The sequence below is a fragment of the Pseudoalteromonas sp. SIMBA_162 genome (assembly GCF_046535955.1).
GTDB classification, from domain to species: Bacteria; Pseudomonadota; Gammaproteobacteria; order Enterobacterales; family Alteromonadaceae; genus Pseudoalteromonas; species Pseudoalteromonas marina.
On record NZ_JAWJBQ010000025.1, the window covers coordinates 1 to 12,084 of the forward strand.

Annotated in this window: 8 protein-coding genes and 1 tRNA gene; 8 read left to right on the top strand and 1 reads right to left on the bottom strand. The window is 38.5% G+C overall.

The window, feature by feature from the left end; genetic code table 11:
* Positions 1 to 158: 158 nt before the first annotated feature.
* The 3 genes from R0J88_RS15955 (at position 159) to R0J88_RS15965 (ending at position 3,714) form a co-directional block, all read left to right on the top strand.
* Positions 159 to 234 (top strand) — tRNA-Glu (locus R0J88_RS15955).
* Positions 235 to 428: 194 nt separating this feature from the next.
* Positions 429 to 3,296 carry a M16 family metallopeptidase gene (locus tag R0J88_RS15960; protein ID WP_410900417.1) on the top strand — a complete coding sequence of 956 codons (2,868 nt, stop codon included), beginning with the start codon at positions 429 to 431 and terminating at the stop codon, positions 3,294 to 3,296.
* A 151-nt stretch (positions 3,297 to 3,447) separates the two neighbouring features.
* A complete protein-coding gene (locus R0J88_RS15965) occupies positions 3,448 to 3,714 on the top strand; it encodes a DksA/TraR family C4-type zinc finger protein (RefSeq protein WP_410900418.1) in 267 nt (88 codons plus the stop codon).
* 48 nt (positions 3,715 to 3,762) lie between these two features.
* Here R0J88_RS15965 and gloA read toward each other — a convergent pair whose 3' ends face one another.
* A complete protein-coding gene (gene gloA, locus R0J88_RS15970; protein WP_010558060.1) occupies positions 3,763 to 4,149 on the bottom strand; it encodes a lactoylglutathione lyase in 387 nt (128 codons plus the stop codon).
* 728 nt (positions 4,150 to 4,877) lie between these two features.
* Between gloA and R0J88_RS15975 the strand changes: the two genes are divergently transcribed.
* The 5 genes from R0J88_RS15975 (at position 4,878) to R0J88_RS15995 (ending at position 12,038) form a co-directional block, all read left to right on the top strand.
* A complete protein-coding gene (locus R0J88_RS15975) occupies positions 4,878 to 5,756 on the top strand; it encodes an NAD(P)-dependent oxidoreductase (protein WP_410900419.1) in 879 nt (292 codons plus the stop codon).
* Between the two features lie 145 nt (positions 5,757 to 5,901).
* Positions 5,902 to 8,160: a polysaccharide lyase 6 family protein gene (locus R0J88_RS15980; protein WP_410900437.1), complete on the top strand. Its 2,259-nt coding sequence runs from the start codon at positions 5,902 to 5,904 to the stop codon at positions 8,158 to 8,160.
* A 4-nt stretch (positions 8,161 to 8,164) separates the two neighbouring features.
* Positions 8,165 to 10,372 (top strand): heparinase II/III family protein, encoded by a 2,208-nt coding sequence (locus R0J88_RS15985; RefSeq protein WP_410900420.1) that lies wholly within the window; start codon positions 8,165 to 8,167, stop codon positions 10,370 to 10,372.
* Between the two features lie 11 nt (positions 10,373 to 10,383).
* The gene (locus R0J88_RS15990; protein ID WP_006794594.1) at positions 10,384 to 10,728 is read left to right on the top strand and encodes a cupin domain-containing protein; all 345 of its coding nucleotides are present in this window, start codon (positions 10,384 to 10,386) and stop codon (positions 10,726 to 10,728) included.
* A 2-nt stretch (positions 10,729 to 10,730) separates the two neighbouring features.
* Positions 10,731 to 12,038, top strand: coding sequence for an MFS transporter (locus tag R0J88_RS15995; RefSeq protein WP_006794595.1), 1,308 nt, complete (start codon positions 10,731 to 10,733; stop codon positions 12,036 to 12,038).
* The last annotated feature ends 46 nt before the right edge of the window (positions 12,039 to 12,084 follow it).

The window sequence follows — 12,084 nt, forward strand, 5'->3', positions numbered from 1 at the left end:
CGTCTAGAGGCCTAGGACACCGCCCTTTCACGGCGGTAACAGGGGTTCGAATCCCCTTGGGGACGCCACTTACTATTATAATAGTCGGTGTAGTGTTGTTAAGAAAGCTCGCCTGAAACGAGTCAAACCATTCAGTTGTCCTAGTGACACATTTATGTGTCCCCATCGTCTAGAGGCCTAGGACACCGCCCTTTCACGGCGGTAACAGGGGTTCGAATCCCCTTGGGGACGCCACTTACTTATTCAATAGGGAAGTGAAGTGTTGTTGAGATATCCACAGATTTTCTTCTAAAATTAGTTATCATTTTCTCTTAAAGATTAAGTGTTTACACTTAGTTACAAAACCATAGTAATTTCACTTCAATACAACTTGTTGTAACTCTACTTAGTCCTTAAACTCATTGAGTTAATTAAAAATGGACTAAAAAATGAAACTCTCAAAAATAGCACTTGCAGTATTATTAGCATCAGGGTTAGCTGCTTGTAATAGCTCAACCCAAGCAATTGATAAAAATACCGCAGCAGAAGTATCAATTCCAGGCGTTACACTCATAGAATCTGTTCAAGCTAATCCTAACGATATCAACATACCTTATAAAAAATATAAACTTGATAATGGTCTAACAGTTATCGTTCATGAAGATCATTCAGATCCACTAGTGCACGTTGATGTTACCTACCATGTTGGATCTGCTCGCGAAGAACTTGGTAAGTCAGGTTTTGCTCATTTTTTTGAGCATATGATGTTTCAAGGATCTGAAAATGTTGCTGACGAAGAGCATTTTAAAATAATCTCAGAGGCAGGTGGTACTTTAAATGGAACTACTAATTCAGATAGAACAAATTATTTTGAAACAGTCCCTGTAAATCAGTTAGAAAAGATGTTGTGGTTAGAGTCTGACAGAATGGGCTTTTTATTAGATGCTGTGACTCAAGAAAAATTTGAAGTACAACGAGAAACTGTAAAAAATGAACGAGGTCAACGAGTCGATAATCGTCCATATGGTCGTTTAGGTGAGCGTATGGCACAAGCAATGTATCCCGATGGACATCCGTATTCGTGGCCTGTTATTGGATTTATGGACGATCTAAATCGTGTGAATGTTAATGACCTAAAAGCATTCTTTTTGAAATGGTATGGTCCTAATAACGCAACGCTTACCATTGGTGGAGACATCAACGCTAATGAAATATTGCCATTAGTTACTAAATACTTTGCGCCAATCCCAAAAGGCCCTGAAATACCTAAAGTTGAAAAAAAAGCGGTAACACTAAATGCTGATAGATATATATCGATGGAAGATAAAGTTCATTTACCTTTACTGGCAATGAGTTTTCCAACGACTTATGCTCGCTCTGAGGATGAAGCACCACTAGATATACTTGCCGAAATTTTAGGTGGTGGCAATAACTCATTACTTTATAAAAACCTAGTAAAAACTCAACTTGCAGTTCAAGCTAGTGCCAATCACCCATGCCAAGAGTTATCTTGCTCAATTAGTATTTATGCTTTACCAAACCCCACATCAGGTAAAACGTTAGCTGATATGGAAAAAATTGTACGTGATTCATTTACTGAATTTGAAAAGCGCGGTGTTACACAAGACGATTTAGATAAAGTAAAAGCAAAAATAGAATCGGGTGCAATATTTGGCTTACAAAGCGTATCCGGAAAGGTATCTCAACTTGCTGCATCAGAAACATTTACGGGCAATCCAAACTCAACTAAAGCTGAAATTGCACGCTATAACAGTGTGACAAAAGAAGATGTTATGCGTGTATTTAATCAATACATTAAAGGTAAATCTTCAGTTATTATGAGTGTAGTTCCAGAGGGACAAACTCAACTTATAGCCGCTCCAGATAATTTTACTCCTAAGAAGCATGATTTTGGAGGCCCCTCGACAACCTCTGCTGATGATTTAGTCGCCCGAAGAGCTGTTGATACATTTGATCGAAGTGTTCAGCCTGTAGCGGGTGCAAACCCTGCTGTGGACGTACCTGCGCTTTGGCAAACTAAGACCGACAACGGTATTAAAATATTGGGCACTCAAAGCAGTGAAACACCCACTACAGCTGTATTCATTAAAATACCGGGTGGCTTTTATAACGAGCAGACCAGTAAAGTGGGTTTATCGTCGATGACTGCATCGTTAATGAGCGAGTCAACGCAAAACTATACTACAGAGGAAATGAGTAACGCGCTTGAAAAACTGGGTAGCCAAGTAAGCATATACGCTGATAAAACACACACAAATGTATATGTTTCTACCTTGACTAAAAACCTAGACGCAACATTAAAGCTTGTTGAAGAAAAGTTATTTAGACCAGCATTTAATGCCGATGATTTTGAGCGTAATAAAAAGCAAATCATTCAAAATATTCAACATTCAATGAAGGATGCTGGGTATTTAGCATCTAATACATATAGCAAATTACTATATGGCGACAATATAGCTGCACTTCCAAGTTCTGGAACGCTTAATAGTATTGAGGCTATTACATTAGATGACGTTGAAACTTTTTATAAAGCCAACTTTAAACCACAAGGTGCTCAAGTCATTATAGTGTCAGATTTAAGTGAAGCTGATGTCGAACCAAAAGTTAAATCAGCACTTGCTAACTGGCAAGGGAAAGGCCAAAGTTTTGATTTAGACTTTACTAAGCCTAACGTTCAAACAAACGTAATTTATCTTGTGGATAAACCTGGTGCGCCGCAGTCACAAATTCGTATCGGTAAACGCGATATGGTTGAAGATATTACAGGTGAATTTTTTAAAGCTAATTTAATGAACTTTGCGCTTGGTGGTACTTTTAACAGCCGTATCAATCTAAATTTACGAGAGGATAAAGGCTATACATATGGTGCTCGTTCACGTTTTTGGGGTGATAAAACATCAGGTGGTTTTACAGCCTCTGCAGCAGTAAGAGCTGATTCGACTGCTGCGTCTATTACAGAGTTTACTAATGAGCTTAATAACTACGCTCAAAACGGTGTAACAGACGAAGAGCTGATGTTTATGCGTAAGGCAATTAACCAAAAAGATGCGCTTAAATACGAAACCCCTAATGCAAAACTTGGCTTTTTGGCACAAATTTTAGAGTTTGATTTAGAACCTAATTTTGTAAAAGAAAGAAATAAGATTGTTAGCACTATTAGTAAAGAAGAAATTAATGCTTTAGCTAAAAAGCACTTAAATGCTAAAGATATGATTTACCTAGTGGTTGGAGATGCAAAGACATTGCGTCCAGAGCTTGAGAAATTAGGTATGAAGGTTGTTGATTATAGTCTTTAATATTTAATTGAATAATCGGTATTATAAAGCAGCTTTTTAGCTGCTTTTTAGCTGCTTTTTAGCTGCTTTAATTTTATCTCTTCTCTATTCAGGGCTTATAAATATTTTACTTGTTAACCTATATAAAACTTCCAGAAAAAGAGGAGGATTTATGGCAAGTGGATGGGCGCGAGATGGCGCAATTCAAGAGCAAATAGATGCAAGTGTTAACGATGCAGTGCAATACGCAAGAAGTAACCTAATTTCAGGAGCGAGCGCTGAGATTTGCGATGAGTGTGACGAGAAAATACCACAAGCAAGAAGGTTAGCGTTACCAGGCGTACGCTACTGCATTTCATGCCAAGCAGAATTAGAAGGACTACCCAGCAATTCTAACGCGTTCAATCGCCGTGGTAGTAAAGATAGTCAACTACGATAAAGGTGCCAAAGGCACCTTTTTTTTGGGTAAAATATTACACATTATTATTTATGATTTTTTCTGAATAAGCTCAATTGCATACCCATCAGGGTCTTTAACGAATGCAATTTGGGTTGTCCCACCTTTAACTGGGCCGGGTTCTCGACTTATATTTCCACCTGCCGCTTTTATGTCATCGCACGCTTTGTATATGTCTTCAAATTCAATTGCGATGTGCCCGTAGGCGTCTCCTAAGCTGTAACTACTTTGATCCCAGTTGTATGTTAGCTCAAGGACGGTTGTATCTTTTTCGTCGCCATAGCCTATAAAGGCCAACGTGTACCGGTACTCTTCGTTTTCAGAGCGACGTAGCTCTTTCATACCAAGAACATGCGTGTAAAACGCAATGGATTTTTCTAAATCTGTAACGCGAAGCATAGTGTGTAATAAGCGCATTTAAGTAACCTTAAACTTTATTTGAATGTAGTCGGCCTTTCATTCAGACGTTTTGAAATACGTTTTTTATAGAAGGCGAATTGCTTTGTTAGCTTGAGATTATATAAGGGCAGCACATGTTTATTACAACCAATAAAACGTCCATTTAGTATTTAAGTATGAATAAATAAAACATTTATTATTTATATGTGAGTTAACAACTTAAATTAATTACCAATTTTAAATAAAAATACGACTGGTCAGCCAATTTTTACGCTTATTGGTCAACCTGTCACTGATAGTTTATTTTAATATTATTTAACAATGCTTTTACACGAAGAGTTAGGTTATGGTTTTTATCTTTTTGTAATTGCTGGGTATTTTTATTCCTATTAGCATTTGGTTGTAACTGGGTAATTTACAAAAAGTAACTTATTGGTTGACAATAAATGCATTTGGTCATAATGTTTGTGCATACCAATTGGTAACCTCGTTAACGTTGTTACTAAATGGGTTAGCAATTAATCAGAGTTACACTAAATTTTAAATTTAAATAAGAGCATAAAAAATGCAAAACCAATGAAAATTTGGTTCAACATTTTTACTTTCACAAAGTACAAAAAACTTATTTATTTAACTAAATACAGTGGCTCTACTGAATTAAATAAAAGACAGAGCGTACCTATTTTATGGGGTAAATCATTACTCATTATCATAAAAGTTTGCGCCATCATATTTAGGAGTTTTTCATGTCAAAACCTGTAATCGGTTTCATCGGTCTAGGCCTTATGGGCGGCAATATGGCCGAAAATTTACAAAACAAAGGCTATGAGCTGATTGTTATGGATTTAAGCAAAGATGCAGTTGCTGCATGTGTTGCTCGAGGCGCAAAAACAGTAAGCACGGCGAAAGAACTTGCTTCAGGTGCAGATATTGTAATGCTTTGTCTAACAACTTCAGCTGTTGTTGAAAAAATTGTTTACGCAGATGATGGTATTTTAGCTGGGGTCAAAGAAGGAGCAGTGCTTGTGGACTTCGGTACATCGATACCATCTTCAACTAAAAAAATTGGTGCTGACTTAGCTGCTAAGGGTGCTGGTATGATTGACGCGCCATTAGGTCGTACACCTGCACATGCCAAAGATGGTTTATTAAATATTATGGCGTCTGGCGATATGGCGACCTTTAATAAAGTGAAATCTGTATTAGAAGACCAAGGCGAAAACGTTTTTTACTTAGGTGATTTAGGCGCTGGCCACACAACTAAGTTAATCAATAACTTTATGGGAATGACGACTGTATGTGCTATGTCACAAGCGTTTGCTGTTGCAGAGCTTGCTGGTGTAGACCGTCAGCAATTGTTCGACATAATGTCTACTGGTCCGTCAAACTCTCCGTTTATGCATTTTTGTAAAAACTACGCGGTTGATAATGTAAGCGACCTGGGTTTTTCTATCGCCAATGCAAATAAAGACTTAGGCTATTTTTTACAAATGGTTGAAGATTTAGGCACTCAATCAAAAATTGCTGAAGGTTCGTCTGCTAACTTACAAGCTGCATTTGACGCAGGTATGGGTCAAGGCAACGTGCCAGAGATATTTGATTACTTCAAAAAACTAGAAAAGTAATTCTTTTCTAGCTTTAAAGCGCTTTAAGCTTATGACTTAAAGCGCTTCAACACACATGACACCAATTGACTTAAGTCTTTATGTATTGTCAGTCTATTTAACCCTGATAGCGCATTTACTTAGTCACAACGAAAAAGAGTTAACTATGCGTTTGATTAATACAATAAAGCTTAGTCTAGTTCTCATCGGTTGCCTATCAACACACATAGCGGCCAAAGATTATTTTGTAGAGGACCAACAGGCTTTCAACGATATTGCAGCAAACCTACTTGCAGGCGATAAAGTTATTCTTAAAAATGGAACTTGGTCTGATTTTGAAATTTTATTACAGGGCCAGGGTAAAAAAAATGCACCTATTACGTTAACAGCTGAAACACATGGCAGCGTTATTTTATCAGGCCAATCTAATCTTCGTCTTGCGGGTCAATATCTTGAAGTGTCGGGTTTAGTTTTTAAAGGTGGCTATACACCCAGTTCTGCAGTAATTGAGTTTCGTCGTGATAAAAAAGAGTTAGCTTACCACTCACGTGTTACCAACGTTGTGATCGACAATTACAATAATCCAGATAAACGAGAGTCAGATTATTGGGTAGCGCTATACGGCCAACACAATAGATTTGACCACAGTCACCTAGTGGGAAAAAGAAATAAAGGTGTGACAGTCGCTGTTCGATTAAATACTCCTCAAAGCCAACAAAATCATCACAAAATTGACAATAATTATTTTGGCTACCGTCCTACATTTGGATCCAATGGTGGCGAAACACTACGAATAGGTACAAGTCATTATTCTTTAACTGACTCCTATACCTTGGTTGAAAACAACTACTTTGAGCGCACTAATGGTGAGGTTGAAATAATATCTGTTAAGTCAGGTAAAAATACCCTTAAAAATAATGTGTTTTATGAAGCTCGAGGTACACTAACGCTACGCCATGGCAATGGTAATCTAATAGAAGAAAACGTATTTATTGGTAATGGTGTTGATCATACTGGCGGTATTCGCGTAATCAACAAAGACCAAATTATTAAAAATAACTACCTAGAAGGGTTAACTGGCTACCGCTTCGGGAGTGGTTTCACTGTGATGAATGGCGTACCTAATTCATCAATTAATCGCTACCATCAGGTAGAAAACGCCACAATCGAAAATAATACATTCGTAAATGTACGTCACATACAGCTCGCAGCAGGAAGCGATGCTGAACGCAGTGCAGTCCCAATAAACAGCACAATGAGCAACAATTTGATTGTAAATCAAAGTGGTAATCAGCCGTTTACAACATTTGACGACGTGACTGGTTTAGTCCTTAGTAATAATGCTTCCAATACCAATGCGTTAGATGAGCTAGCTTATGGTGTAGAAAAGCAAGATATAAAGCTAAAAAAAGCCAAAAATGGATTATTTTATCCAGTATCTAAAAAGTTAAATGTAGGCGTTAAACGCGACTTAAAAGTATTAAAAAAAGAAGAAGTAGGTGTTAGTTGGTATCCTAAAACACCTGCATTAACAGCATTTGATTCGGGCAAAACAATCAATGTTAAAGCGGGTTCAGATGCTTTATTAAATGCTATTGAAAATGCTAATACAGGTGATGTATTGGTATTGGCACCTGGTCAATACGATATTTCTAAATTAGTAAAAATAAACAAAACACTCACCATAAAGGCAAAGAAAGAAGGCCAATCGAAGCTTACCTTTCAACGTTCTACCTTATTTGAAATTCATGATGGCGGCAGTTTAAAAATCCATGGTTTATCAATTTCAGGTGAGAACGCGCCTGACGCCATTGGTAACAGTGTGGTTCGTACACAAAAGTGGGGAATGATAGAAAATTACCGCTTTGAAATGACAAATACAGCAATCAATGCATTAGATATTAATCATTCATTTCATTTTTTCGTCACTGGTAAAGGAGCTATGGCCGATACCATTGTATTAAATAATAATACATTTAATGAAATTACGGGCGATGTATTACGCCTAAATACAGAAATCGAAGACTTAGGTGTTTACAACGCAGAGTACGTGACGGTTACCGGCAATCGCTTTAAAAATGTAAAAGGCAGTTTAGTAAAACTCTACCGAGGCGGGTCTGACGAAAGTACATTTGGCCCTCATTTTGAGATGAAAAATAATACGCTTAACAATGTTGGCCTTGGTAAACGCAATAAAGAAAAAGCCAGTATTCATGTTCATGGTGTGCAGGTTACTAATATTGAAAATAACGAGTTCACTAATTCTGCACCCATAGTCGTTGAGCATACTGTTGGCGAGCCAATCACAAAAGTATTAAAAAATACATTTAAAGAAACACACGCCCCAAGTGTAAAAGAACTAAGAGTTGAAGGTCCGCATACCGCAATTCTTGAAAATAACAACGTGATAAATGAGGGGCAGTAAACTGATGAATTTTTTTAAACGAACAACATACATAAAAGCCGCTTTTTTAGGTTTATTTTCATTGTTACTGTCATCAGTAGCCAGTGCTGGGTCACATCCAAACCTTGTAATCACAATTGAAGATGTAAAGCTCATGCGCCAAGCAATAAAGGGTGAGGGGCAGTTTGCAACGGCGTATAACGATTTAAAAGCGCAAGTAGATGAGCAAATAAAGCAGCCTATCACGGTGCCAGTGCCAAAAGATGGTGGGGGCGGCTATACGCACGAACGCCATAAAAAGAACTATCAGGTAATGTACAACGCGGGGATCATTTATCAGTTAAGCGAAGACGATAAATATGCTGCTTATGTTCGCGACATGCTGCTTGAATACGCAGCACTTTACCCAACACTTGACGTTCATCCAAAGCGTAAAGTTAAATCACAAAACCCTGGCAAGCTATTTTGGCAAAGCCTGAATGAAGCTATGTGGCTTGTTTACACTATACAAGCTTACGACCTTATTTATGATTCATTAAGCGCAGCACAGGTTAAAACAATAGAGGATGATTTAATACGCCCTGTTTCATTGTTTACATCAGAGGGTCAACCATCAACGTTTAATAAGGTACACAACCATGGTACATGGGCCACGGCTGGTGTAGGTATGGCAGGTTATGTATTAGACGAGCCAGAGTGGGTGGAAAAATCGCTGTACGACCTAGACAAGTCGGGTAAAGGTGGCTTTATTAAGCAATTAGAAATGCTGTTTTCACCACAAGGCTACTACAACGAAGGGCCGTATTATCAGCGTTTTGCATTATTGCCATTTGTTACGTTTGCTAAAGCAATAGAAAATAACGAGCCGCAACGTAATATTTTTGAATACCGCGATGGTGTGCTACTCAAAGCGATTGATACCACTATTCAACTTAGCTACAACGGTTTGTTTTTCCCAATTAATGACGCTATAAAAAGTAAAGGTATCGACACTATTGAGCTGGTTCATGGCGTTACAGCGGCTTATGGGCTAACAAACGACACCGGTTATTTAGACATTGCGAAAGAACAAAACCAAACAATTTTATCTGGCGATGGTTTAAAAGTAGCTCAAGCGCTAGACAATCAAATGCAAACACCTTACGAGTTTAGATCTGTAGCGTTTGGTGATGGTAATGATGGTAAGCAAGGCGCGCTTGTGGTTATGAGAACGCAAGTAGGTGGTGATCAAGCTGTTTTATTTAAACCTGCGGCACAAGGTTTAGGCCATGGCCATTTTGATAAATTGACTTGGCAGTTTTATGATCGAGGTAACGAAATTGTATCTGACTATGGCGCGGCTCGTTTTTTAAACGTTGAAGCTAAGTTTGGTGGTCGTTATCTTCCAGAAAATGAAACCTACGCCAAGCATACTGTTGCACACAATACAGTTGTGGTAGATGAAACATCTCATTTCAATGCTAATGTAAAAGTGGGGAACAACAATCACCCAACACTAAATTACTTCACTACCAATGAGTTTGGTACTGTGGCAAACGGTTCAATTACCTCGGCTTACAAAAACGTAGAGCTAGAGCGAACCCTTGCTTTAATAAACTTACCAGAGCTTGATAGCACTATTACATTAGACATTTTTAATGCCAATGCTAAGACTAAACATCAATTTGATTTACCCCTTCACTACAAAGGGCAGCTTATTGACACAAGTTTTGACTTAAAAGCGAATGCATCACAGCTATCTGCATTAGGCAGTAATAATGGTTACCAGCATTTATGGCTTAAAGCACAAGCAACACCTCAAAATGGCCTTGCTAAAGTGACATGGCTAAACGATAACGGACGCTTTTATACGCAAACAAGTTTAGTTTCGGGCGATGAAGAATTCTTGTTTACTCAAATTGGTGCAAACGATCCACACTTTAATTTACGTAATGAAAATGGCTTTATTCGTCGCGTAGAAGATCAAAAACAGCATACGTTTGTATCTATCTTAGAGCCTCACGGTGAATATAACCCTAGTAAAGAATATACCCTAGAGGCTGTTAGCCGTGTGTCAGCTGCCAACTATATCGAGCAAGGTAATTTATTGCTCGTGCATTTAATCATTAAGAACAAAGCCTACTTAGTCGCTATTAATAAAGCGCACAGCAAAGCAAGCAACACATTCACATTTAAAAATAAGTCATTCACCTTAAACGACCGACTTGGCGTTTATGCGTTGAAGAATAATTAGGAGTAATTAGGATGCAAAAGCAAAGTGCACATTTTTCATTTGGTGACAAAACTGAAATTGAAGATTTAGGCAATGGTTTAAAGCGTCAAATGTTAGGTTTTAACGAAGAGCTTATGGCCGTTAAAATTTGGTTTGAAAAAGGCGCAATTGGTTATAACCATGCTCATAGACACTCACAAGTAACCTATGTAGTTGAAGGTGAATTTCACTTTAACATTGACGGCGTCACTGAAATTTTAAGACCCGGTGACAGCTGTTTTATTCCCCCGTTTGCAGATCATGGCGCTACATGCCCAACAGGTGGTATTTTAATCGATACTTTTAGTCCAGCTCGTGAAGACTTTCTTGAGGAATAATTATGCAACTTAAAGGCTTACGCTGGTGGGTTATTGCGTTAATCGCGTTAGCAACCATCATTAATTATATCGACCGCCAAGCACTTAGTGTGCTTTGGCCGGATATTGTAGAAGAAATGTTCCCTGATGAATCAGCATTAGAACGTAAACAAATATACGCAAATATTTCCATCGTGTTTGTGTTTGCCTACGCATTTGGCCAAGCTATTTTTGGTAAAATATTTGACTGGGTGGGCACCCGTTTTGGTTTTGTTTTATCAATTGGTGTGTGGTCGTTGGCAACCATTGCGCATGCATTTGCACAAGGTGTTTTAAGCCTGAGTATTTTTCGTGCCATTTTAGGGGTAGCTGAAGCCGGGAACTGGCCAGGCGCTGCCAAGGGAAACGCTGAGTGGTTCCCAACTAAAGAACGCGCACTCGCACAGGGTATTTTTAACTCTGGTGCTGCAATTGGTGGCATTATCGCTATTCCTCTAATCGCTTACTTAACAGTGTATTTTAGCTGGCAAATGGTGTTTGTTTTTGTAGGTGCCTTGGGTTTTCTATGGTTAGTTCCATGGTTAATTTTAGTAAAAGCGCCACCAGGTTCTCACCCATGGATAAGCGAAGAAGAGCGCGAGTACATTTTAACAGGCCAAAGACGTGTTGATGATAACGGCGATGTAACAGGCGAAGATGAAGAAGAATATAACCCTTCTACTGGCGAGTTGCTTTCACGTAAACAAAGCTGGGGTGTAATTATAGCTTCTGCGGCAATTGACCCAATCTGGTGGTTATTCGTTTTCTGGATACCTATTTATCTAAACGAAGTGTATGCCATGGACGTTAAATCTATTGGTATATATGGCTGGGTTCCTTATGTAGGCGCAATGTTTGGTGCCTGGTTTGGTGGGCTACTTGCTCAAAATAGACTTAAATCAGGTTGGAATACTGACAAAACACGCAAGCTCACTATTACACTTGGTTGTTTAATCATGCTTCCTGCATTACTTGCCATGGCTAACCCAGGTGGACCAACAACAGCTGTTCTTATCATGGCCGTTATTTTGTTTGGCTTTCAAACTGCTATTGGTAATGTTCAAACTTTACCAAGTGACTTACTGGGCAAAAAAGCGGTGGGTACCTTATCTGGTTTTTCTGGCATGGCTGCAAAACTAGGTGCGGTAGGTCTTACGTCACTTGTACCAATATTAACCGCTGATGGTAATTATGCTCCGGCATTCATAATTGGTGCATCACTTGCCATTATAGCAATGGCTGCAGTGTGGATTTTAATCCCTAAAATTGAACCTCTTAAAAAGCCTGATTAATCTGCTTTAACTGCTATGCCAACACAGTATTGCTTGTGCATAGCAG

Excerpts from the sequence above, each read along its gene's own strand:
- R0J88_RS15960 (WP_410900417.1), top strand. The coding sequence starts at position 429 with ATGAAACTCTCAAAAATAGCACTTGCAGTATTATTAGCATCAGGGTTA.
- R0J88_RS15965 (WP_410900418.1), top strand. The coding sequence starts at position 3,448 with ATGGCAAGTGGATGGGCGCGAGATGGCGCAATTCAAGAGCAAATAGAT.
- gloA (WP_010558060.1), bottom strand. The coding sequence starts at position 4,149 with ATGCGCTTATTACACACTATGCTTCGCGTTACAGATTTAGAAAAATCC.
- R0J88_RS15975 (WP_410900419.1), top strand. The coding sequence starts at position 4,878 with ATGTCAAAACCTGTAATCGGTTTCATCGGTCTAGGCCTTATGGGCGGC.
- R0J88_RS15980 (WP_410900437.1), top strand. The coding sequence starts at position 5,902 with ATGCGTTTGATTAATACAATAAAGCTTAGTCTAGTTCTCATCGGTTGC.
- R0J88_RS15985 (WP_410900420.1), top strand. The coding sequence starts at position 8,165 with ATGAATTTTTTTAAACGAACAACATACATAAAAGCCGCTTTTTTAGGT.
- R0J88_RS15990 (WP_006794594.1), top strand. The coding sequence starts at position 10,384 with ATGCAAAAGCAAAGTGCACATTTTTCATTTGGTGACAAAACTGAAATT.
- R0J88_RS15995 (WP_006794595.1), top strand. The coding sequence starts at position 10,731 with ATGCAACTTAAAGGCTTACGCTGGTGGGTTATTGCGTTAATCGCGTTA.